Source organism: Vibrio sp. SS-MA-C1-2, assembly GCF_021513135.1.
Taxonomy (GTDB): Bacteria; Pseudomonadota; Gammaproteobacteria; order Enterobacterales; family Vibrionaceae.
The window spans coordinates 2,416,933-2,439,889 of sequence record NZ_CP090981.1; the positions used below are offsets into that span (position 1 = coordinate 2,416,933).

Genomic DNA, 22,957 nt, shown 5'->3' on the forward strand with positions numbered 1-22,957 from the left:
ATTCTTAACTGGCCTGATTAAGACAAAAATTGATTGGGAATACAGCTATGGCATTTATTTTGCGACCTTGTCTAAATACTCAAGCCATGAAATAGAGGACTGAGTAGGATATTTTCGATGCAGTTGTTCGGCAATTTTCTGCGCTTTTGTATACTGCTTTAATCCAACATAAGCGCGGAGCTTGAGTCGGTATTTCTGTTCCTCATCAATATTCTTGCCTTTATCAATATAGTTTAAAGCCGCTTGATACTCCCCTTGTAGTAAGGCTAACTCTGAAACTTGACGATAATATTTACTTTCAACTTTAGCGGCAACCAACCAAGCTTGCTGCGCCTTTTGCCACTCTTTTGCTGTCTGCCAACTTTGTGCCTCTTGTACTAAGACTCTCAACTTGGGATCGTCAATTGATTGATAGCGTAACGCCGCTTGCTCGGGTACTTTCTGCTGCCCATAAAGCTGTGCCATCATCTCTTGATATTGCAGATTCAATGTAATGCCGGCCCGCTCAGCAGAGAGAAGCGTCGCCAGAGCAGAACGATTATCTTTCACTTGTAAATAGAGAGCACTCAACTGCTGCCACCACAGTGCTTGAGACGAATCTAATGTTAAGATCTGTTTATTGGTGTTTATTGCATTTTTGTACTGCTTTAGTTGTAACTCGGCATTAAAACGCATTTTTAATACTTGAAGCGGAAATGTTGGTACAAATTTAGCGTAGTTGTTTAGCGACGTTAATACCTGATACCACTGCTCTAACAGATAATAGTTTTTCGCCGTGTTTAAATGCAAACTCGCTAACTGCGCTTCAGTAAGTTCGAGTTCCTGACTTAATTGAATAAGGTGTTTAAAGTGAGGCAGAGATAGCTTTGCCTGATGTTGAGAAAGCAGTAACTCCGCTAACATCTTTTCAGTTTGCCAACTCTGTTGCAGATCAAACCCTTCACTTTCTAAAGAGAGTGTTAATTGTGTAATTGCTTTTTTGGGTTGGTTTGCTTGCCAATAATAGATCCCGGTTAATCTTGCAATATAGGCCTTTTCATAACGACTACGACCATTGAGCTTCTCAAGCAGTATTATCGCTTCAGTTAGCTTATCGGATTGCTCTAACTCAAATGCTTTTGCAACTTGACTAGAAAGACGAGGTGAGAGTTGATCCTGAGCTGTCGCGGGCAATATGACCAATGAGCTAAACAGCAATACGATGGATAGAATGATTTTCTTCATTTATTTATCTTAAATTCTAATTTAACCGTTTGTCCGACACGATCTTGTACTTGGCCATCCACAATCATCGGCTGATATTGCCAACGTCTTAAAGCTGACTTTGCTTCACGATCAAATACACGAGTAGGCTCCGCTTCAATAACCTTAATATCTTTCGGTTTACCTTTAACATCAATCGTAAAAGAGAGAATCACATAACCTTCAATTTTACGTTGTAATGCTCTTCTTGGATAACGAGGATTTTGACGATGGAGGGGCATAATCTGCTGGTTTTGACCAATATTCATCGACGTAGGTGCCGTTAAAGAGACGCCCTCAACATCAGTTGATAACGCAATATTTGCCATTTTAATAGGCGATACGGTACTGATCGACTTTTGCTGCTGACTTTGATTCACCGCGGTTGGTATTTCTGGTGTCTCTGGGACTTCAGGCGGCTCTGGAAGTTGGCGATGACGACGAGCAGTTTCACTTTCTGGCTCGATCATCACCAAATCATAACTCAAACGTCCTTTATCTTCAGGAACAGAATGACCACCAAAATCAACCATCCAACTCATAAAAGAGAAGAGACCAACGGTAAGAACAATGGCTAACGGCAGGCTCAGTAACCAACGAACCATTAGGGTGTCTCCGTCGCAAGCGCTATCTGTTCAATCCCAGCCCCTTTTGCTTGATCCATCACTTCGACAACGGTCCCATTAAAGGCAAGTTTGTCCGCTTGGATCACCATTGACGCTTTTGGCTGTTCAATCAATAATTTTTCTAATGTTGCTTGTACTCGTTCCACATCAACACGGCGTTTATCAATATATATTTCATTATTCGCGGTAATCGCAACGAAAATCCCCGCTCCTTTTTGACTCACAGAGTGACTCGCTGATGGGCGATTTACTTCTACCCCTGACTCTTTAACAAACGAGCTAGTAACGATAAAGAAAATCAACATAATAAAGACAATATCTAACATTGACGTCATATCAATATTAGCCTCTTCGTTATCTCTTCGACGTTGACCTAAGCGCATGCATCACTCCTTAATAATTTTTCTAATTTGAGTAAGCTGATATGACTCCACTTCGTTAAACGGGAGTAAGCTAACATACCTGATAATGCAGCAACCATTCCTGCCATTGTGGGGATAGTCGCCATTGAGATTCCTGCAGCCATGAGCCGTGGTTCCGCATTTCCTTGAGCGGCAAGGGTATCAAACACCGTGATCATTCCCGTGACTGTGCCTAATAACCCCAGCATAGGACAGAGGCTTAAAAGACATTTTAAAAACTTCAGATGCTGGTTCAGTTGATCTTCTGCTTCACTTAACATCCCATCACGCTGCGCTCTTGCATACCAAGAGTGATGATCGGTACGTGCTTGCCATTTAGTTATCCAAACTTTTCTATTTTCTGGAAAAGATTTCGAAAAGAAGATCACACGTTCAAAAATAATTAGCCAGAAAATAATCACCACAGCCCCAAGCCACCAAAGTATTGGCCCACCTTGATACATAAACGGTAACAAGGCATCGCTATTGGGTAACCATTGTAAGAGATCGTTCATCGTTACCTACTTAACTGCTTTTCAGCCTGCTCCGCAACTAAACCGACACTTTGTCGCTCTAAAATATGGCGAATCGCATCAACTTTTGAGCTTAAAACATTATGAAAAAGTAACAGTGGTATTGCGCTGGTTAAACCTAAAACCGTGGTGATTAATGCCATCGAAATTCCCCCTGCCATCACTCGTGGATCGGCATTACCAAACTCGGTGATCACTTGGAAGGTTTGAATCATTCCGGTTACCGTCCCTAGCAGACCTAACATTGGTGCTAAAGCGGCAATCAGTTTAACCATACTCAAGCCTTGTTCTAAGTGTTGTTGCTCATCCATCACGCCTTCAAGTAGACGTAATTCAAGGGCTTCAACATGCAATTGCTTCTCTTTTTGTTTGCTGTCTTGATAAATAGAAAGGATACGTCCCAGTGGGTTGCTCTTATCAGGTTTATCGCTCTGTTTAAGTTGCTTGGTGATCTTTTTCTTGGTTGCCGCAAGTACGACAAAACGGTAAACAGCAATAACCATTCCAATAATAAATAGACCCACAATGATCTTACCGACGATACCACCATGCTCAAAACGCTGTGCTAACGTTGGTTTTGAAGCTTGCTGACGATAAAGGTCGCCACGGCTTGGATCAATGACCATTGCTTGTTGACCAGAAACTAGCGTCTGAACTTGCTGCTGAGTTTGTGTATCCTCTGGTAATTTAGGATAATCAGAGGCCAATTCACCATTCCAACTCACCACACCATGATCAGAAAGCAGTGCAAAATTACCTATTCTCGTCACTGATTGATCGGTAATCTGACCTTGACCATTGACGTAAGGAACCGTTAAATTTTGGTAATTACCACTGCTCTTTATTTGAGCTTCAAACGCCTGCCATAAACCGTAAAGTTGAGGGAGTGAAGGTAAGGTTTTTGCGGCAACAACCTCATCAACCATCATTAATTGCGGTTGTTGAGTTGAACTCGCGACAGACTGACTGATCTCATGTTGCAAGGATTTAGCGGATTGTCGAACCACACCAAATAGTTCGCCTAAACTTCCCGTCTCTAAATGAAGTTGTTTCTCTTTATCTGCTAAAGTCTCTTCATTTTGACTAAATTGACGACTCAATTCGGCAATCGCTTTATCTAATGCTTTTTTCTGCTCTTCTAATCTATCTTTGGTCGATTGAAGTGCTTTTTCTTCAGTTTTAAAGCGGGCAACCCTCTGCTGATCATGCTGTTTCTGTTGCTGTTGAGCCTCTTTTGCTAAAGGTGCGATCTCTGCGTTATCGTTCGCGTATGAAGGCATCGAAAATAATGAAGCCAACAATATCAAAACTAATGAATATAGGCGCATTTATTGAACGTCCTTAATCTGAAAAACAGGCAATGAAACTGGAAGAGAAATTAACGCTGGAGAGGCTTGTTTATTAGCAATCGCAAATGCATTATCAATTTCTGGTGCAAATTGATTATCTAATGGCAACCACTGTTGGCTATCAGTATCCCAGCTCCAATAGTTTTGATGATCTAAACTGCGGGCGACTAACGCTAAACGTCCAACATAAAGTTGCTCGACTTCAATGCCCTCATTAATCGCCACTTCTGAACGATAAGTTCCCATTTTAATGCCGTAATCCAATTCAATTTCATACGCTTCTAAAATACGGCGATACTTCTCAGCATCACTGACATCTGACGCTAACATTAATTGGTTTAATTCATCTAAACGTGCCAAACGAAGTTGAATACGAATCGGCTTATCTTGCTTAATCTCCGTTTCGAGCCCTTCAAGCATTTTATACATCAATGGTACAACGCCCTGCTTTGTTTGGTTAATCTCGACCAATTGTTGATCGATACTGTCCATTTCTTGTTGTTGACTTTCAACAAGTGCAGATAAATGATTTTTATAAATGGTTAAATCGGCAACTTGTTGTTCTAATGCGGTAATTTCTGACTTCAATTCAAACGCTTTATCACTGCTTTTATTAACCTTTTGTTGGCTATTCGCACTATTCTTTATTGTTTGAATCTCAATGCTTTGTGCTTTATCTAAATCAGTTGCGGTAACAGGTGCAACCCATCCCACCAATAACAGTGGAGATAATAAGGTATAAATCGGAAGTTTCTTCATTTTTTATTTCAGCCTACGATTTCTAATCGTCAAAATAGGTATTAAAATTATATACTCACCGAACATTATCACGATTACAGCTTATTGCTACAATACAATTATTTTTGATCTATATTCGATTTGTTTTAAATCCTCGTCAATAATACATGAAAATAAACCAGAAAAGCAATGATAATACAAATAATAATGATTATCATATAGACAAGTAATCAAATTGTCATTAAGATACGATAAAAAGTAACAATATCTCCATCTAATTCAATAATATATTTGAGATAAACCTGACTTACTTGCTATCGATTCAAAAAATGATTGGCATTGTTTTTATACCTTTCATACTTGAATAAATTTAGGTCTACACTGATATCATCGACCCAAATTAATTGGATTGGTTAGTAGGCGTGAATGAATACAGCCAACAACCTAGCAGCTTCAAGTAACAAGGGGATAAATATATCATCAAGCTGAACATATTGGATAATCATTAGCCTTAAGAGGATTTCCTGTGAATCAAAAACGAAAAAAGCCCGCTCCAAAGCACCTAACTGTGACTCACACTGAACAGATCACGCCCAATATGCAAAGGGTTCGATTACAGGGTGATGATTTGACCAAGTTCTCCCTCGATTGTGAGGGCGGTTATATCAAGTTGTTATTTACGTCAGAAGGAAGCACTGATCTTTCAACATTAAGTGAAGGTGATAAACCACTGATGAGAACTTATACTGTCCGCAGATTTGATCCTGACGCATTAATGATTGAACTGGATCTTGTTCGTCATATCACCACTGATGCCCTTTGTGGTTTTGGTGCTCGCTGGGCTGCGGATGTAAAAGTCGGCGATAATGTTAATGTCTTTGGTCCTGGCCTGCGCAGTGAACTAAACAAAGAGGCAGATTGGTTCTTTATGACTGCCGATATGACAGCCCTCCCCGCATTAACCAAAGAATTAATTCACTTACCGGCTGATGCTAAAGGTTATGCCGTTATTAAAGTGCTCGAAGAACAGGATATTCAAACAATTCCAGCACCAGAAGGCGTTCAAGTTATTTGGCTAACCGCTGAACAATCATTAGCAGAAAAAGCGCGTGAACTAGCTTGGTTAGAAGGACAAGTTTCTGTCTGGTCAGCGTGTGAATTTAGCTCAATGAGAGAGCTAAGAACCTACTTTAGAAATGAAAAAGAGGTCGATCGTGAATTTATCTACATTAGCAGTTATTGGAAACAGGGCGTCACAGAAGATGGCCATAAAGTCATTAAGCGACAAGATGCTGAAGAGCAAGAAGCCGAAGAAAATGGTGAATAAGTTAATATATACACAAAATAATTGGAATTGCTAGTAGGCGGCAAGTGAGTGAGGCCCCATGAGTATAGGTGTACTATATGATTGGGGCGAATGAGCGTAGCCAACAACCTAGCAACTTCAAGTAAGAAGGGTATAAAAAGAGCAGCAAATATTAACTCACTTTCTTAATTAAAAGTGAATTAAATCGCTGCTCTTTTATTTACTCAGGTTCAAACCTGTTACATTAGCTTCTATTTAATTAAAAAAGCTGCTCAGGATTAAAGTTAACAACTAGCTTATTCAGAGTAAACTGTCGATTAAAGATCTGCTCACTCACTGCTCGAGATAACTGATAATCAGACTGCTGAGTAACCAGACCCTCATTATCATAAATCTCAACGCCATAAGGCTTCTCCGGATTAAATGTATAAACAATTGGCGTCTGACAGAATGTAAATCCTAACTCATTCTGGTGCAGCGGTAGCTGGTTAAATCCTTTGCTTGGTGCTGCGTAAATAAAAGTTTCATCATCCACTAACAGTTCACTTCTTTGTAGAAGACCAAGGCTAAACTTAATTACCCCCTGTTCAACATAAAGACCAAGCTCAGAAAAACGAGTTAAGATCTCTTCTTTTACCTGCCCTGTCATTCCTGGTTGTTGCGCACCCGCTTGTTTTGGTGTGTGCGAATAAGGGTCGGTTGGGAATGCACCATACTCTAATGGTGTTTTATTAAAGCTAATTCCAGCACGAACACGATAATAGAGATCACGTAAGCGGTTAATTGTTTCTGTTGATTCTTGCTGCTCAACTGCATCGTTATAAGCTTCTTGGCTCGCCAACAATAACTTAGACACCATATGCCAATAGATACAACCTAACCCTTCATAACCAAACATCGTCCCAGAACGACCAGTAAATGACTGATGGTTAAAGATCACTTCATAGAGATCACAAATCTGCTCGCTAACCGGCTCACTGAATTCTGAGTAATCACCCTTCGCTTTCTCTAACGCTTTTTTAAGGTGCTTCGCATTTTCAAATGAGGCATTGAAATAGATATCACCATTGATTGCTTGAGAAATAACTCGTGGATCGTTTTTCTCTAGCATCGCCACCAGCAGTGGATTTTCATTCACTTGCTGCTGAGTCAAACGATTCTTATCTTGGAAGTGAGTTAAATCGCGATCTGGATAGAGCATAAAGCTCTGTTGATCTTGACGATAAATATCACTCGCGAACAAGGTTTCTAATAATTCAATACTCTGTTCAGCATTGAGATAACCAGAACTTAGTACCGAAACCTGACCTTCTAACATAGGATAAAGCTCAGAAACCGAGATCTCTGGTTGTTTAAAGTCCGCGATATTATACGCATTATACATGCCATCTTGACGTTTATTTACCGCAATAGTTTCATCGATTAGCGATAAACTCACATCACACAAAGTAAGGATTTGAGCTGAAGTGACCGTTTTCTTACCACTAAATTGCTCCTGTTGATAAATCGTTTCACGGTACTGCTCGCCCACTTCACCCAATTGATGTAGCAGCTCGGTACGTAGAGGATCAGAAATACCATTAGTCTGCATTTTTTGATCCGCAGCACTCAACGTCTTAATGGTTTCCGTTAACCATTGTGCCACTTCTGACGATAGTGGGTACTCTGACTCACTCTGATAAAGTGCTTTAATAAACTTCAAATAACGACGAATATAGTACAGCGTCACCATCGATAAACCATTACCGACAATCGCGTTATTGGCATCATTCCACTCAGGACGTTGAGTATTTAGCCAAATTCCGCCACCAAGAACAAAGTTGCTCATTTTAGATAAGAGTGGAACTAACAGTTTTTCAGTTAGGTTGACTTGATAGACAGAATTATCCGCATTAAGAAGTAAACGCGCATCACTCCCTAACTCTTTCTCTAATGCCTCGATCTTTAACTGTTTTTGATCATTAAAGTTAACCGTATCTTTTGGATCATCAAGCAACGCTTTAAAGCCTTTGATCTCATAAGGCACGTTCGCATAAGCAAAGATATCTTCTGCCAATAACGTTTGCAGACGCGCAGGGTTAAACTTCTTCGACAACTCTAAAAACTTGAGTAAGTAGATGATCTGGTGATCACCCCAATAACCGATGTTACTCCACGGATCATCAGGTTCAAGCAGTTCCCAATCGATCCCTTCTTTGGTAATACGGTATGGGTTATAACCATCAATGGTTGAGGCGTTAACAAATTTAGCAATAAACGACTCAATAAAGTTTGGATAACTGACGGCTAATGCTTCCCAGTTTTGGAAAATATCACGCCAGTTTCCTTGATAAGAGAGTTTTCTGTCTCCCTGCTCATCTTTGACTTTAATCTCAAAATGGTTCCAAGGGCGACTTGGGTCACCATGTCGACGACCAAAAGTTAACGGCAGATACTCAAATACCACACGAGTTAATTGGTTATCTTGCTGTTGCTGTGCCCACTCAAGTAGCGCCGAATAAGAGAGTGTCTCATCCAGTTGCGATAACGCGTGTTGATAACGTTCGAACAGAGGTTTATTGAGCACATTAATGGTTTTCAGTAGATCCGAACGATCGATCTGATACTGATTTAAGCTTACGCCACCACGTAAGTTATTAAACAGAACATTAGCATAGTGGTGCACCGTGGTCTCTTGATCATTGGTGGTTTGTAGCCCATCGGTTGTTGCCATGAAGCGTAACAGCTCTTCTTGATTCTCGGCTACCGACTTAACAATGCGATCCGTTAATTGTTGCGTCTCTTGCAACTCATTTTCAAGCGCAATAATATCCGAATGAGACTGATTAACATCAGCAACAATCTGCCACTCTTTCTGTTGTTTCGCCGCTAATTCAAAGTTAAAGTTCAATAAAAATGCGCCACGAACACCTTTAGTTAAGGTTTCAGCCGTGACGTCAGCACCACGATTAAAACCTTTCACTTGCTGGCTAGAAAGAAGAATCGCTTGAGCTTCTGTCGACGTAGTGAAAACCGTCGTTGCCAACATAGATTCAGCAGGTTCTGCTTTATCACTTAGCTTGGCATACATGCTATAAATCGCTAATGCACTTTCAGCGCGACGCTCATTCCACTTATAAGCATCCACCAGCGCACTGCGGTCATTCATTGCGCTTAATGGTGCATCTGTCGGCAGTAAATTTTGTAAACCATCAAGAATATCGATAGTTGTGGTTTCAGTTCCTTCATTAATTAGCGTCGATGTGCGAACAAAACCATACTTTTCACTGCTCGCCCACTGATAACGGAACGTCACCGCTAAATCATGGTTTTTCTCTTCATAAATAATCTTATCACCTGCGCTATTTTTATATAAATTGCGCTCCAGTGAGTAGATACCATCATGATGATGATTAAAAGGTTGCCACTTCTTAACACCGTGTTGCTGGGTAACCTTCAGTGTGGTGTAACTGCCGGTATTGTTGCTGCTTTCATGGATATAATCCACAGACTTATAAGGAAACAGTGCGAACTCAGGCTTTACACGTCCTGCTGTTAAAGAACCTGATGATGAAAGAAACATCCAGTGATCATCTGATGATACTAAACTAATAAAAAATGGAGGCATCTCATCATAATTTTTGATGATATAGAAACGCTCGTCATTTAATTGAATAAAACTTCCTGAAACCGATCTATTTTCAATGGTCATATATAAACCTAAATACAATATTCTTATACCCTGCTAACTTTATGTTGCTAGCTTGTTGGCTCTGTTCATTTCCCGCCTACCAGCAACGCTATTTACTTTGGGCATATTTATAATTAATTTTTTAAACAATGAGTTAAGTAAAGGAGAGCTCTCCCCCTCCTTTAATTATTTACACTGCCAGTGATTTTTCGCTTAATGCATCAAAAAGATGAATGGCATCTAAATCAAAATATAGGGTTAACTCTTGCTCACTAACTTCTGTGGCTTGAGTTTCAACCATCAACTGTTGACCGGCGATTTCTGTTTTTAACAGGATGCTGGCACCCAATAGTTCTTTATCTTTAATGGCCACCGGCACCGCTAATACACGATCATGGTCAATCTGTTCAGCACGAAGGTGGATATCGGTTGGTCGAACACCAAAGTTCAATGGAATATTTTTCGATGCATAAGATTTAAAACGTTCAGGTAATGGAATATTAATCCCACCTAATTGAACGAAGTATTCACCATTATCTTGAATTAACTCTGCATCCAACATATTCATTGAAGGGTTACCAATGAATTGAGCAACAAACTTATTCGCTGGACGTTGGAAAACTTCTGTTGGCGTGCCAACTTGTGCGACGTAACCATCTTTGAGAATCACGATACGATCCGCTAATGTCATCGCTTCGATCTGATCATGGGTCACATAGATAGTCGTGGTCTTTAAATTACGGTGTAGTTGCTTGATCTCTTCACGCATCACACCACGTAATTTCGCATCAAGGTTCGACAACGGTTCATCAAATAGGAACACTTTTGGCGTTCGTACCATCGCACGCCCCATTGCTACACGTTGACGCTGACCACCAGAAAGCTCTTTTGGCTTACGATCTAAAAGTGGTTCAAGTTCTAACATTTTAGCCGCACGACGTACTTCTTGGTCGATTTCCGCTTTTGGCATTTTTTTCAGTTTTAATGCAAAGGCGATATTTTCATAAACCGACATGTGTGGGTAAAGAGCATAGCTTTGAAACACCATCGCTAAATCACGATCTTTTGCATCAACCTGATTAACGCAACGGTCACCAACATAAATTTCACCGCCAGTAATCGATTCGAGTCCTGCTAACATACGAAGTGTCGTTGATTTACCACAGCCTGAAGGGCCAAGGAAAACCACAAACTCACCATCTTCTACTGTGAAATTAAACTCTTTAACGACTTCAACATCACCAAAGGATTTTTGAATATTTCTAAATTCGACCTTCGCCATTACTTGTTCTCCTTCGTGTTATTTTGCTGCATCGCTGTTTGGTTATTTATTACGTCAGTACTGTTCGTTGTGCAACCATTGGTAAATTGAATATCAACCAACTGATGCAAGGTGAGAGTTATTATTTTTGATTTTGTCATCGTTTTTCTTTTAACCTTTAACCGCACCCGACGTCAATCCACTGATCATCTGCTTCGATGCAAATAGATAAGCCGTGACAAGAGGTAAGATAGAGATTGTGGTTCCTAACATCACCGCGCCCCAAGGAGTATTTGGAATTCCTTGAACTGAACGCAATGCCTGAGTAATCACATAATTTTCTGGTGATGTTAATACCACTAACGGGTTCATAAAGCTGTTCCAGAAGAAAACAAACTGAACAATCGCTACCGTTGCTAATGCTGGCTTCATTAAAGGAAGCACCACACTCCAATAAGTTCTAAACTCACCTGCACCATCGAGTTTCGCCGCTTCTAAAAGCTCTTTTGGTATCGATGCTACAACGTGCTGACGCATTAAAAAGATACCAAACGGTGTCGCTGTAAACGGCAGCCAAACCGCCATATGGTTATCCATTAATCCAACGAACTTAACGATCATAAAGTAAGGAATTAAGCCTAATACTGGTGGAATCATCATTGAACCGACCAGTAACCCAAACAGTAAACTCTTGCCACGGAATTTAAATACCGCAAAGGCATAGCCGCCCATACTACAAAACAGTAGAGAAACTGCAGTTCCTAAAAATGCGATATAGACACTGTTAAACATCGCCTGCCAAAATGGCATAATTTCTAACAATTTTTCGTAGTTAAAGCCTAAGCTGTCACCAATCGCAAAGCTGATCCCAGTACCAAAAATCTCAGATCGATCTCGAGTAGATAAAAGTGCTGACCAAAGAAACGGAAATACCGTCATTAATGCAGAAACAATTAACACTGTAATAAGCACGACTAACATCGCTTTAGTAAATAATTCTGCTAGTCGATTTGAGACTAAACGTTGTTGATGTGACATGTTAATTATCCCCTAACCCTTTTTTACCGAAGAATACAAACTGGATCAGCGTACAGAAGCCAATTAATAAAAACAGTAACCATGAAATTGCAGACGCTGTACCCATCTCTAACCATTCCCAACCGACTTTATATAAGTACATCGAGATAGTTAAACCAGCTTGACCAACACCACCTGTACCTTTAGTTAAAACAAATGGTTCTTCAAATAACTGTAAGTTACCAATAATTGTCATCGTAATTGCAAAAAACATAAATGGACGAATCATCGGCAGTGAAATACGCCAGAAACGTTGGAATGCATTGGCGCCATCAATTCTTGCCGCTTCTAAAATATCTTTTGGGATTGTCATTAAGCCGGTTGTATAAAGCACAATGTTAAAGCCGGTATATTTCCAAAAAACCATAATCGCAATAGAAGGTTTAATCAATGTTGCATCATCCAACCAACGAATTGGCTGATAATCATTCACCCATCCAAACGCCCAACCAAATAAAGAGCTGTTTGCTAACTCGATTAATGCTTGGTTAATAATCCCAGAGTGTGGTGAATACATATTGAAGAAAATTAACGATGCAGCCACGGTAGAAGTAATAAATGGTAGAAAATAAGCTGACGTTAACCAGTGACGAATTCGATCCCCCATTGAAACTAAAATGTATGCAACAGGAATGGCCACCAAATGCTGAGCAAATCCAGATGTTAAGGCTAGCCATAATGTATTATTTAAGGAACGCCATAACCAAGGGTCAGTCAGTGCTAACTCATAGTTATCAACACCTACAAACTCCATTGCTGCTAACCCTTCAACTGGATTCCATTCATGGAAAGAGAGAAAGATTGAAAACAGCAGTGGGAAAATACCAAATACCGAGAAGATCAAAATAAATGGTAGTAAAAAACCATACGGTGTAAGCGCTTTCAAATTTTTGGATAAAAAAGAGTTACCAGCCTGACTGTTCTCTATTATTCCAGTTGATTGTGTCATGTTTTAAATCCTATTAAATATACTCTTCATATTTGAAACTAATCAGCCTATATAGATAAACGTAAAGACGACGAGTAACTTCAATTATTTTAGGTATATATACCCTTCATACTTGAAGTTGCTAGGTTGTTGGCTGTGCAGCCTACTAGCAACTCCAATTATTTTGAGTATAAGGAGGCGGTTTCCCCCCTTATACTCTTCTTACTTAAAGTAGAAACTAATCATTGAAGATTGATTTACATATTGCGAGTACGACGTTTGATCATACGTTCCGCTTCAGAAAGCGCTTCTTTGATATCTTTGTCTTCATTAAGTACTTGCATAACTGCATTTTCAAAGACGATTGCACGAGCAACATGGTCACCTTTAGCAGGTTTCACTGGCTTGATTTTCTTCGCGATATCAGCAAACAGTAGACGCGCTTTTTGTCCACCTAAGTAAGCAATCTCTTCGTTGAACATTGGATCGTCATAGGTCGATACGTTTGCAGGGAAAGCAGCAATAGTGCTAAAGCTCTCTAACTGAACTTCACGACGGGTTGTCATGTATTCAATCAATTTCCACGCTTCATCTTGTTTCTTAGATTGGGTAGGAATAGATAAGAAAGAACCACCCCAGCTACCGTATAAACCATCAGGTAGATCAGAAACAGCCCAATCGCCCGCAGCATCTGGTGCGATCCAGTTGTTTAAGTGACCCAATAACCATGCGCCAGAAAGCTGAGTTGCGAAAGTTCCGTTACGGAAGCCTTCGTACCACTCGTTTGACCAAGCACCTATTCTTGCATCGAGCTTTTTATCACGAATCTCTTTTGCGACTTCAAGAGCATGAACAAAACGCTCAGACGTTACCGTTGGCTTGCCATTTGCATCAAAATAGATACTTTCGCCTTCAGGAACTGAAGTAAAGATAATCGCCATCGCCACATCCGCAGCATCAGCAATTAAGTATTTATCTTGTTTTTTTAGTTCTTCACCATAAGCGATATATGATTCCCAATCCTTAATAACCGCACCGGCTGTGGTGTTAGTAGTTTTTAAGATATCAGTACGGTAATACATCACACCTGGACCTAAATCCACCGGCATGGCATAAACATCACCTTTTTCATCTTTTGCTTGCGCCCACGCGTAAGGTGCAAATGTTTCTGCATATTTGTCTGCACCGTATTTATCAGACAGATTCACTAAACCGCCTGAATTTACAAATGGACCTACTTTTTCTACATCAACAACAATCACATCACCCGCACCAGAACCTGTTGCAAGGTTAGTGGTTAATTTAGTGTGGTGATCACCGTGGTTATTCATAATGTAGTTAACACTAATGCCGGTCTCTTCCTGAAAACCAGGAAGTAATACATTTAAGCTACTATCGAAGTCTGGAAAACCATCAAAACGAATATCAGCATCGGCAGCTTGAACTGATGCCACCAAACCTAGTGCAACTCCGGTAGTAATAGCTAACTTTTTAAGTTTCATTAAATTATCCTTAATTAATAATTAGATGTCATTTCAAAGAGTCGTTCTTTAACTGACGCTCTTATGACTAAAGAAGGTAAAAGTTTTTTTCTTACCTCTCTTCTTTTTTTATGTAATTTCTCAATCACAAGCTCCACGGCTTGCTCACTCATATCTCTAATTGGAAAATTAATGGTTGAAAGTTGAGGTGATAAATATTTAGCAATGGTTATATTGTCAAAACCGACAATAGAGATATCATCAGGTATCTTTAATCCTTGCTCTTCCAACTCTTCATAAACTCCCGCAGCCATGTGATCGTTATTTACAAAAATAGCTGAAAAAGATTCTTTCCTTTTTAGTAATTTCCTCATAGCAACTTTTCCAGACTCTTCTGTGAAGCCTCCCTCAACGACTAATGATTCTGAATAACCATGTCCGAAACTTTCTAATGCTTTTCTATATCCTTGTAGCCTTTCCCTTGCATCTGAATGCTTTAAAGGACCTGTAATACACGCAATTTCTTGGTGATGCATTTGTAATAAATGTTCCGTTGCCATAAATGCACCCTCTTCATTATCAATACTGATACAGCTACCTGATAATTCAGGGATAAATCGATTAATAGCAACTAAGGGGACACCTTGTTCTTCAATATCAATCAAGTAATCATCATCAATAAATTGAGTATGAAGAATTAAAGCATCAACACGGCGTCCAATTAAATACTCAATTGACTCACATTGTCCTTCTTCAGTATGCGACCCTGCCGTGACGATGACGTGATAACCATATTTTCGTAACTGCTCCTCAACGGTATGAAGGATTTGAGAATAAAAAGGCCCACCTAGTGATGGAACAATCAACCCAATACAGCCACTACGATTTGATGCAAGTGCTTGCGCTATCAAATTAGGTCTATACCCTAACTCTTTCATCGCCTGCTCAACTCGTCGCTTTTTTTGATGACTAACTGTTGCCGTATTGTTAATTACTCGAGAAACCGTCGCGGCTGAAACCCCTGCATGTCTCGATACATCTGCTATTGTCGTCAAAATTCACATCCCAATGAAAACGCTTTCAAATTATGATATATGATCTAAATACACTTCATATAGCGACACAAATCACACTATTAAACAATGTGTTAATAACAAATGATAAGCATGATGGACAATCAATATAGCGCCTAACCCATGAAACATTTCATAAGAAAAGGCACTAAAAATAAACAAACTAGCAACAACTAATTAACAGTTATACGTGTTATTACCACCACATATCAGCTTGGATACCAACAATAAAGTCATCATCACCATTGTTAGTACCTGAATCAGATAGGTAAGTCGCTAAGAAACGAATTTCTGGAGCAGGCCCCATTCCTGTGTTAATAACAACTGTTGGTGCAACAGTTAGTTTCACTTGACCTTCACCAGTCCAATCGCCATTTTCTTCATTTGAAGAGAATGAGTAACCTGCTTCTGTTTTAATATGGAAGTATTCGTTGATGTTATAAGTCGGTCGAACAACAGCAGACACCCAGTAGTCATCGCCTTGACCTTCACTGGTTTCATTTTCAAACGAGTTATATTGCCCTTGAATAGTAGTGAAATAGTTCCAGTTACTGTCCTCAGGGAAATAGCCACCCCAAGTCATAAGACGATAAGATGAATCACCATCTTGTACTTGTGTCATATATGCTTGACCTTGTCCACGGCTAGTACCCGGCTTAAATGCATTGTATTCCGTCTCCGTACCACCCAATAATTGACCAGATCCTAGACCAACACCTGCTTGAGCAATAACCTGAGAGAAACCATTACCAGGAAGTCCCCATAAGCTATCTAATTTATAGATACCCGTAATCTCAAAACCGTAATCAGTATAATCACCACTTACTACATCACCACCATTGATGTCTTCACCTGTAATATTGCTATTATCTGGTAAGTATTTAGCCATGGTATGGAATTCAAACTTGCCAAGATCGACACCGACATGAAGAGCATGCATAATATTATTTGTATCAGATCCCCAACGACCACCATCATCATCACTCTTATCACTCGCTACATAAGCAAAATCCCACTTATTTTCACCAAGCTCAATGCCTTCAATACCTACACCTGTGCCTGACATATCGGTGTAGAAGAAATCAGTTAAAAATACGTAATTATCTTTACCGTAAAAACGTTTACCTCCCCATAAAACACCGGTATCGGTTAAACCTTCAAACTCAACAAACGTTTCCATAATGCCGATATCACTAGAGTTTACGTTTGCTCCTAGCTGATTATTGGCAGTATTATGGTTATCAGCACCGGCACGGGTTTTTATACGGATCTTTTTGCCTTTATCTGTTTCAAAATTCTTTTGAAGCGCAAGCTCATAATGATTATCAGACTCAATACCCAAGCGCCCTAACGTCTCTTTTGATGCCGGGAATTTAGCTCGTTTAAAGTCATCTTCAACACTTGCTAATACGCCTGCACGAAAATAACCATGAAACTCAAAACCATGAGATGATTGTGATTGCTCAGCTTCAGGAGAAACAATTTCTGCAGGTACATAGCCTTCATTAACTTTATTTTCTAACTCACTAATTCGTTGAGTTAATTCTTCCATAGTCAAATCTGATGTAGCCATTGCTGAGAAGCTCATAGAACTTGCAGCAACCATGATTGAGAGTGGTAATAGTTTGATATTCATTATATTTTCCATAATTTATGTTTTATTGAAATCAAGAGCTATTTTATTTATGAAACAAATGAAAGATGTGAGTCTATTCACATAACATATTCCGATATACATCATGAAAATAGAACAAAAAAAATAAACGACAAATAGATTTAAAAACATACACTTAGAAAACAAAAAAGATGAACTCTTCAAAAACAAGATATCTATTTCATGAATAACTGTTAACGAGAGCACAGAATAAAAATGAGAAATGGAACAATTACCGACCAATCTCTGAAAATTTTTTCATAAATGAAAGGCGTTTCACGCATAAATAAAGAGATAATAAAGATATCGATCATTAATTATCCAATACCCTTAATTGCTTCAATATCTTGTTCAAGCTAATTATGTGATTAGCCTCATAATAAAAACAGATTATAGTGCCAATATTTCAATTATAGGATTACAATACCATTTAATTCACGCATAAAAATAAATGATATTGATAAATTAGAACAGTTGATAACCACAATAGATTGACGTTGTTATACCCAAAGTAATTGGATTTGCTAGTACACGAAAGAGCGATGCAAACAAGTTAGAGACGTCAAGTAAGAAGGGGATAACATTAAAAACCAGAATAAAAGCAAAAGGTATAAAAATGACAAAAACCACATTACAACAAGTGGCAAAACATGCCAGCGTCTCCCCCAGTACTGTTTCTCGATTTTTAAATCAAACAACTTTTGTTTCTGAAGAAAAATCCAACGCAATCCAAGAAGCCATTCAGCTGTTAAAATTTGAGATTAAAAATCCAATCAAAAAGAAAGATAAACAACAAAGAACAATGACTATCGGTGTTTTAGTACAAAATCCAGAAAGCCCTTATACCAGTCGTATATTAGAAGATATGGAATTGGAATTGAGTCGAGAGGGTTATAACTTGGTTATTGTCTCTGGTCATTGGCAAAATAACCTTGAGATCTCAGCATTAAATTATCTAAAAAACACGTATGTTGATGGCATCATCATCATTATGGGAAGTTTGACTAACCAACAAATATTAGCGTTTACTCAACACTGCCCTGTTGTTGCTATTGGATATAACATTGAAGGTGACAATTTATACTCTATTTCTGTCGATAATAACTTAGGTGGTTATATTGCCACTCTTCATTTAATTCAATTAGGGCATGAACACATCGTTCATTTAAAAGGCGTTGAAAGTCAACCTGATGCAATTTCACGATTTGAAGGTTATAAACAATCGTTAACCGACAGCGGAATCACATTCAACCCGAGATTAGTGAGAAATGGCGAATTTAGTTCTGAAGGTGGATACAGAGCAATTCAGACCTTACTGAAATCTAACGTTAAGTTTAGTGCTATTTTTGCTGCAAATGACCAAATGGCATATGGTGCAATGAAAGCACTGTATGATGCGAAGATTAAAGTTCCAGAACAAATTTCAATTATTGGCTTTGATGATTTACCAAGCTCGAGATTTTTTACTCCAGCACTATCTACTTTACGACAACCAGTAGAAGAGATTGGAGTGATGTGTGCAAGTTCAATGTTACAACTTTTAAAGGGTCAAGTTGTCAGAGCAAAGCTACCTCCTATTGAATTAATTACTCGTCAAACAACGATTCAGTTCAAAAGTGACGATAAGCGATCTCCTAACCATTAGAAGAATTATTATATATTCTATCCCCCAAATAATTGAAGTTGCTCGCAGGCGACATGTGAATGAGCGCAACCAACAACCTAGCAACTTCAAATAAGGAGAGAATAAATCTTTATTTTACCGCTAACGAGTCCAGCACTCCCAGACCACTATGAACACCGCCTTCGGTTGTTGTCACTCGTTTGCTTCTGACTAAATAGCCGGCGTAACCTTGTTGAGCCACCGCGGGTTCACCTGCGATATGTACGGTAAAAATACCAATTTCACTAATCAAATCATTGACTGAGGTGAGTTCGCCATCTCTCACTAACAGTGTCGGATGTGTTCTTGGTGCTGGATGCAGACGTCGCATTAATGCCCAGCTATCATATTCACTTTTTGACATGGCTTGTAATGCGGGCAAAATATCTTGATTGAAGACACAATGACCTCCCCCTTCGCCTTGATTCTTTAAAACCCAATCATCTGCCGACTGCTGTTTAATAAATTCGACACTATTTTGATCAATTTGACGCATTTCGCCGATAAGTGGCTGAATTTTTATTGCTTCTTCTTCGGTTAAACCAATCGTAACTAATTGTTCCATCTTCATCGATGAAAGCAACAGTTGGATTCGTTTACTGGTGGCTAATTGCTGTCCAACCGTCGCATTAACCGCCACTTGATGCTGTTCGATAAAGACTCGGGTTTTCATCAAAGTTTCACAACACTTTTGCTCTTCAATATCTTCTGAAAAATAATCAGAATATTGGTAACCCGCACGGAGGTAAACCGTATCAATCGAACCGACACCTTCTAATAGCAGACGATCTTGCTTCCCCGTTGATAGTTTATGGTAAAGCTCTTTAAAGGTCCGTCGATGCGTTTCAATGCCTCGCTGTTGCAGCGCCTCTTCTAATAAGAATTGATCGAAAATATTATCTTCATTCTCTTGGGTCACCATTAAAAAACGCGGCGGTTGTGACTCATTAAATCCATGTTTAATCGCTAGGGTCGCCTTTTGTATCCCATCGGCCAATCTTTCTATTGCAATATTATCGACTAACTCACTTTGTGGTGCATCTGTCCATTGCTGATAAACAGAAGAACATTGCTGTTGTAACTCGTGATGCAACTGATGAATGCGTTGACCAAAAGGCCCCATCCCTGCAGCAATTCCATTAAATTCGATTAATTGCGGTCCATTATTGATATCATCCATAAAGTCGGTACGCATGATTAACAAGGGAGTTCGGCGAGCTGATTTTCCTTGAAAATGAATCTGTTCATGCATTTCTAATAGCGCACTAAAAAAGTCATCACTTTCTGCAACGGGTAAAATCGCCTCGCGTATCAACTTGTGATCGTCTGAAATCAGGTTAATTAATTTACCAAATAACGGTGAGGCATCAATTAACTGTTGGTAACGATCTTTTTCTATTAACAGTGGCGTAAAACTAAATGGCGCATGACGACTGGTAAAATTTGAGGCTTTTAACATTACATTATGTAACATTGCCCAGTCTATCGCATGTTGTACGGCTTTTTTATTATTATCATCAAACATCATTAAAGATCCTATATTCGCCAAAATTTATAGTTTAATTAAACTCACAACTCATACAACGCCCCTCTTTAAAGAGCGCATATTCATTGGGACTCATTCGTTGCCAGTTCTCATCAGTTAGCGGCTCTGTGGCGATTAAATTTACCTGATCACCATCTTGATAAAGTTGCGCTAAATCATGCTCACCTTTCCCTTCTGAATAATTAACCATGCCAAAAGGCGCCTCTCGCTTGACCCAAGCTAATTTGCTGCCACAGAACGCCATAAGATAACGTCCGTCTGTTAGTAGCATATTAAAAACACCATGCTGATTAAGATACCGTGCTTTTTCTGCGATAAATTCATAAAGGTCAAATGCCGATTCTGGTCGGGTGATAAAATGAGTCTTAATTTGATCAAGCAGCCAACAAAAAGCGAGTTCGCTATCTGTTTCTCCCATTGGTGTAAAGTCACCCGTGTTTAATTTTAGAGTAGCATTCAATTGACCATTATGTGCAAATGTCCAACACTCTCCCCATAGTTCACGAGTAAAAGGATGGGTGTTTTCACTTCTGACTTCACCACAATTAGCCTGTCTGATATGTGCAATAATTAATGGGCTAACGATACGATGTTGCTGCACAAATGCTGAAATTTCTGAGCAACAACTTGGATTAGTATCTTTAAAATTACGGCATCCCTTCACGCTATCATAAAAGGTCACCCCCCAACCATCGCGATGAGGACCTGAGTTTCCTCCACGTTCTGCTAGTGAAGAAAAGCTTCTATTCATTGTTGTCGGTTTATTACTACTCAGGCCTAATAGCTCACACATAAATCACCTCTTATAAGTTTTTAAATCAACTTCACTTTAATTCGATTATACCGCAATAGTGGAATAATAAAGTACAGATAAAGTAAGTCAAGAGTAATCCCGAGAGCATAGAATTAATCACTTTTTATTTATCAATTTTGCGCACAAGATCAAAGCTCTCATGATCAAGTAACATAGATTCGACTACATTATCGTTACACAACAGAGCTAAAATTAAACGTTACTCTTGTTTTTTTAGGATATGAATTAGTCGAGTATTACAACATAATAACTTTGGCAACTGATCGAGGAACTTTAAACTATGAATCATTAAAAAGAATAGAGGAATTAAGGCAATCAATAGAAGATTATCCCAACCAAACAATGAAAATATAATACCAGATGCAAAGACAGAAGAGGTTTGAGCGAGACTAATCATTAAATCAAACCGTCCTTGAGCTTTAAATCTCGTCGCATTTGAATACGTTTGAGAAAGTAACGTTGTGCCACTTAAAAATAGAACATTCCAACCTAACCCAAGGAAAATAAGCGAGAATATAAAGTGACTAAATGTTCGCGATATTAATGCAATCATTAAGCTTAAAACCATAAGCAGTAACCCAGCTATCAACATCTTATGTATTCCCATCGATTTAACCATTTTGGCCGTAAATAAAGAAGGAATATACATCGCAAGAATATGGGCTTGAATAACCCACTTAATTTGCTCAATTGAAAATAACGATGCTTTCATTGCCAGTGGTGTTGCTGTCATTATCATTGCCATGATTGCATAAGCGATGACACCAATAATTACCGCCAATCTAAATAATGAACGGATTTCACTGTCACTTAATGAAGGAGATAACAGCTCTTGCTTCTTGGCATCCTTTTTAGAGATCGGTTCAAAAAAGATCAGTAATAATCCAGCCGCAATAAGATGAAAAATAGAAATAAATAGGTAGGCATTCGCATATAAAGAGTCAAAAACAGTTAAATATTTAGCAAAATCGACCAACTCAGGCCCAATGATTGCAGATGAAATTCCCCCATCAAAATTAAACTCAATGCTTTAGTAATATCTTGCTGATCTTGACAGCTCTCAATCGCAGCATAACGATACTGTACAATAACGGCCATTTGTGTTCCAAAAGCAAAACAACTGGAGACAAATCCCCAAAAAAAGGCTTGTTCTATACTAATAGCAGCCATCAAACCAATTATGGCACTTAACAGTGAGGCGACGATGAATAGTGGTTTTCGTCCAAATCTCTCTTGTAATTTAGAACCTGGGACAACGAACAGTGCTAAACCTGTCATAAAAGCAGCAATAGGCAGCGTCGCTAAGTTCGGATTTTGACTCAAATCATTACCAATAATACTCGCAACAACAGAGTTTAATCCTCCCGTTGATACGACTAAAGGTTGCATTAAAGCCAATAACCAAATATTACGAGGTAATTTCAACATACCAATTCCTTTGTTAAATCAATGGGAATTCAGACAAACTGAGCTGAATACAAAAAAACCGTACCAATATTTCACTGATACGGTTTAATTTTAAAGAACCAGGTTGATTCTAAATCTCTAGCCGTTTTTAAATAGCTAGTCAGTTCCAACTAGACCCTTGGGTCTGC

Annotated in this window: 20 protein-coding genes; 2 read left to right on the forward strand and 18 right to left on the reverse strand. The window is 39.0% G+C overall.

Annotated features, from left to right (window positions below; all coding sequences use genetic code 11):
• Positions 1 to 54: 54 nt before the first annotated feature.
• From L0B53_RS15375 to L0B53_RS15400, 6 genes are read right to left on the reverse strand one after another with little or no spacing between them, the layout of a single operon-like run.
• Complete coding sequence (locus L0B53_RS15375) at positions 55 to 1,224, reverse strand: lipopolysaccharide assembly protein LapB (protein ID WP_235060484.1); 1,170 nt, start codon at positions 1,222 to 1,224, stop codon at positions 55 to 57.
• Positions 1,221 to 1,847 carry an energy transducer TonB gene (locus L0B53_RS15380; RefSeq protein ID WP_235060485.1) on the reverse strand — a complete coding sequence of 209 codons (627 nt, stop codon included), beginning with the start codon at positions 1,845 to 1,847 and terminating at the stop codon, positions 1,221 to 1,223. Before L0B53_RS15380 ends, L0B53_RS15375 begins: the two co-directional genes overlap by 4 nt.
• Positions 1,847 to 2,251, reverse strand: a complete 405-nt coding sequence (locus tag L0B53_RS15385) for a biopolymer transporter ExbD (protein WP_235060486.1) — start codon at positions 2,249 to 2,251, stop codon at positions 1,847 to 1,849. Before L0B53_RS15385 ends, L0B53_RS15380 begins: the two co-directional genes overlap by 1 nt.
• Positions 2,242 to 2,784: a MotA/TolQ/ExbB proton channel family protein gene (locus L0B53_RS15390; RefSeq protein WP_235060487.1), complete on the reverse strand. Its 543-nt coding sequence runs from the start codon at positions 2,782 to 2,784 to the stop codon at positions 2,242 to 2,244. The genes L0B53_RS15385 and L0B53_RS15390 overlap by 10 nt, the downstream gene beginning before the upstream one ends.
• 2 nt (positions 2,785 to 2,786) lie before the next feature.
• Positions 2,787 to 4,130 (reverse strand): MotA/TolQ/ExbB proton channel family protein, encoded by a 1,344-nt coding sequence (locus L0B53_RS15395; RefSeq protein ID WP_235060488.1) that lies wholly within the window; start codon positions 4,128 to 4,130, stop codon positions 2,787 to 2,789.
• Complete coding sequence (locus L0B53_RS15400) at positions 4,131 to 4,910, reverse strand: DUF3450 domain-containing protein (protein ID WP_235060490.1); 780 nt, start codon at positions 4,908 to 4,910, stop codon at positions 4,131 to 4,133.
• 505 nt (positions 4,911 to 5,415) lie between these two features.
• Between L0B53_RS15400 and L0B53_RS15405 the strand changes: the two genes are divergently transcribed.
• Positions 5,416 to 6,216, forward strand: a complete 801-nt coding sequence (locus L0B53_RS15405; RefSeq protein WP_260115552.1) for a siderophore-interacting protein — start codon at positions 5,416 to 5,418, stop codon at positions 6,214 to 6,216.
• 238 nt (positions 6,217 to 6,454) lie between these two features.
• On the opposite strand, the gene L0B53_RS15410 is transcribed toward L0B53_RS15405, so the two are convergent.
• The 8 genes from L0B53_RS15410 to L0B53_RS15445 all read right to left on the reverse strand — a co-directional run bounded on the left by L0B53_RS15410 (position 6,455) and on the right by L0B53_RS15445 (position 17,321).
• Complete coding sequence (locus tag L0B53_RS15410) at positions 6,455 to 9,886, reverse strand: hypothetical protein (protein ID WP_235060491.1); 3,432 nt, start codon at positions 9,884 to 9,886, stop codon at positions 6,455 to 6,457.
• Between the two features lie 169 nt (positions 9,887 to 10,055).
• Positions 10,056 to 11,147 (reverse strand): ABC transporter ATP-binding protein, encoded by a 1,092-nt coding sequence (locus tag L0B53_RS15415; protein ID WP_235060492.1) that lies wholly within the window; start codon positions 11,145 to 11,147, stop codon positions 10,056 to 10,058.
• Positions 11,147 to 11,287 (reverse strand): hypothetical protein, encoded by a 141-nt coding sequence (locus tag L0B53_RS15420; RefSeq protein WP_235060493.1) that lies wholly within the window; start codon positions 11,285 to 11,287, stop codon positions 11,147 to 11,149. Before L0B53_RS15420 ends, L0B53_RS15415 begins: the two co-directional genes overlap by 1 nt.
• A gap of 10 nt (positions 11,288 to 11,297) precedes the next feature.
• Positions 11,298 to 12,107, reverse strand: coding sequence for a carbohydrate ABC transporter permease (locus L0B53_RS15425; RefSeq protein WP_409202840.1), 810 nt, complete (start codon positions 12,105 to 12,107; stop codon positions 11,298 to 11,300).
• Between the two features lie 58 nt (positions 12,108 to 12,165).
• Complete coding sequence (locus L0B53_RS15430) at positions 12,166 to 13,152, reverse strand: carbohydrate ABC transporter permease (RefSeq protein ID WP_235060495.1); 987 nt, start codon at positions 13,150 to 13,152, stop codon at positions 12,166 to 12,168.
• Between the two features lie 236 nt (positions 13,153 to 13,388).
• Complete coding sequence (locus tag L0B53_RS15435; protein ID WP_235060496.1) at positions 13,389 to 14,633, reverse strand: ABC transporter substrate-binding protein; 1,245 nt, start codon at positions 14,631 to 14,633, stop codon at positions 13,389 to 13,391.
• A gap of 14 nt (positions 14,634 to 14,647) precedes the next feature.
• Positions 14,648 to 15,667, reverse strand: a complete 1,020-nt coding sequence (locus L0B53_RS15440) for a LacI family DNA-binding transcriptional regulator (protein ID WP_235060498.1) — start codon at positions 15,665 to 15,667, stop codon at positions 14,648 to 14,650.
• Between the two features lie 214 nt (positions 15,668 to 15,881).
• Positions 15,882 to 17,321, reverse strand: a complete 1,440-nt coding sequence (locus L0B53_RS15445) for a carbohydrate porin (protein WP_235060499.1) — start codon at positions 17,319 to 17,321, stop codon at positions 15,882 to 15,884.
• A 634-nt stretch (positions 17,322 to 17,955) separates the two neighbouring features.
• On the opposite strand from L0B53_RS15445, the gene L0B53_RS15450 reads away from it, so the two are divergent.
• Complete coding sequence (locus tag L0B53_RS15450) at positions 17,956 to 18,984, forward strand: substrate-binding domain-containing protein (protein ID WP_235060500.1); 1,029 nt, start codon at positions 17,956 to 17,958, stop codon at positions 18,982 to 18,984.
• A 109-nt stretch (positions 18,985 to 19,093) separates the two neighbouring features.
• On the opposite strand, the gene L0B53_RS15455 is transcribed toward L0B53_RS15450, so the two are convergent.
• The 4 genes from L0B53_RS15455 to L0B53_RS15470 all read right to left on the reverse strand — a co-directional run bounded on the left by L0B53_RS15455 (position 19,094) and on the right by L0B53_RS15470 (position 22,790).
• On the reverse strand, positions 19,094 to 20,530 hold the full coding sequence (locus tag L0B53_RS15455; RefSeq protein ID WP_311197301.1) for a glutathione synthase: 1,437 nt from the start codon (positions 20,528 to 20,530) through the stop codon (positions 19,094 to 19,096).
• Positions 20,531 to 20,561: 31 nt separating this feature from the next.
• Positions 20,562 to 21,341, reverse strand: a complete 780-nt coding sequence (locus L0B53_RS15460) for a class II glutamine amidotransferase (protein WP_235060502.1) — start codon at positions 21,339 to 21,341, stop codon at positions 20,562 to 20,564.
• Positions 21,342 to 21,561: 220 nt separating this feature from the next.
• Positions 21,562 to 22,338, reverse strand: coding sequence for an MFS transporter (locus L0B53_RS15465; protein WP_235060503.1), 777 nt, complete (start codon positions 22,336 to 22,338; stop codon positions 21,562 to 21,564).
• Positions 22,314 to 22,790: an MFS transporter gene (locus L0B53_RS15470; protein WP_235060504.1), complete on the reverse strand. Its 477-nt coding sequence runs from the start codon at positions 22,788 to 22,790 to the stop codon at positions 22,314 to 22,316. Before L0B53_RS15470 ends, L0B53_RS15465 begins: the two co-directional genes overlap by 25 nt.
• Positions 22,791 to 22,957: the final 167 nt, after the last annotated feature.

Bases quoted from the DNA above. Each gene is read 5' to 3' on its own strand.
- L0B53_RS15375 (WP_235060484.1), bottom strand. From the start codon at position 1,224: ATGAAGAAAATCATTCTATCCATCGTATTGCTGTTTAGCTCATTGGTC.
- L0B53_RS15380 (WP_235060485.1), bottom strand. From the start codon at position 1,847: ATGGTTCGTTGGTTACTGAGCCTGCCGTTAGCCATTGTTCTTACCGTT.
- L0B53_RS15385 (WP_235060486.1), bottom strand. From the start codon at position 2,251: ATGCGCTTAGGTCAACGTCGAAGAGATAACGAAGAGGCTAATATTGAT.
- L0B53_RS15390 (WP_235060487.1), bottom strand. From the start codon at position 2,784: ATGAACGATCTCTTACAATGGTTACCCAATAGCGATGCCTTGTTACCG.
- L0B53_RS15395 (WP_235060488.1), bottom strand. From the start codon at position 4,130: ATGCGCCTATATTCATTAGTTTTGATATTGTTGGCTTCATTATTTTCG.
- L0B53_RS15400 (WP_235060490.1), bottom strand. From the start codon at position 4,910: ATGAAGAAACTTCCGATTTATACCTTATTATCTCCACTGTTATTGGTG.
- L0B53_RS15410 (WP_235060491.1), bottom strand. From the start codon at position 9,886: ATGACCATTGAAAATAGATCGGTTTCAGGAAGTTTTATTCAATTAAAT.
- L0B53_RS15415 (WP_235060492.1), bottom strand. From the start codon at position 11,147: ATGGCGAAGGTCGAATTTAGAAATATTCAAAAATCCTTTGGTGATGTT.
- L0B53_RS15420 (WP_235060493.1), bottom strand. From the start codon at position 11,287: ATGACAAAATCAAAAATAATAACTCTCACCTTGCATCAGTTGGTTGAT.
- L0B53_RS15425 (WP_409202840.1), bottom strand. From the start codon at position 12,107: ATGTTAGTCGTGCTTATTACAGTGTTAATTGTTTCTGCATTAATGACG.
- L0B53_RS15430 (WP_235060495.1), bottom strand. From the start codon at position 13,152: ATGACACAATCAACTGGAATAATAGAGAACAGTCAGGCTGGTAACTCT.
- L0B53_RS15435 (WP_235060496.1), bottom strand. From the start codon at position 14,633: ATGAAACTTAAAAAGTTAGCTATTACTACCGGAGTTGCACTAGGTTTG.
- L0B53_RS15445 (WP_235060499.1), bottom strand. From the start codon at position 17,321: ATGAATATCAAACTATTACCACTCTCAATCATGGTTGCTGCAAGTTCT.
- L0B53_RS15450 (WP_235060500.1), top strand. From the start codon at position 17,956: ATGACAAAAACCACATTACAACAAGTGGCAAAACATGCCAGCGTCTCC.
- L0B53_RS15455 (WP_311197301.1), bottom strand. From the start codon at position 20,530: ATGATGTTTGATGATAATAATAAAAAAGCCGTACAACATGCGATAGAC.
- L0B53_RS15460 (WP_235060502.1), bottom strand. From the start codon at position 21,341: ATGTGTGAGCTATTAGGCCTGAGTAGTAATAAACCGACAACAATGAAT.
- L0B53_RS15470 (WP_235060504.1), bottom strand. From the start codon at position 22,790: ATGTTGAAATTACCTCGTAATATTTGGTTATTGGCTTTAATGCAACCT.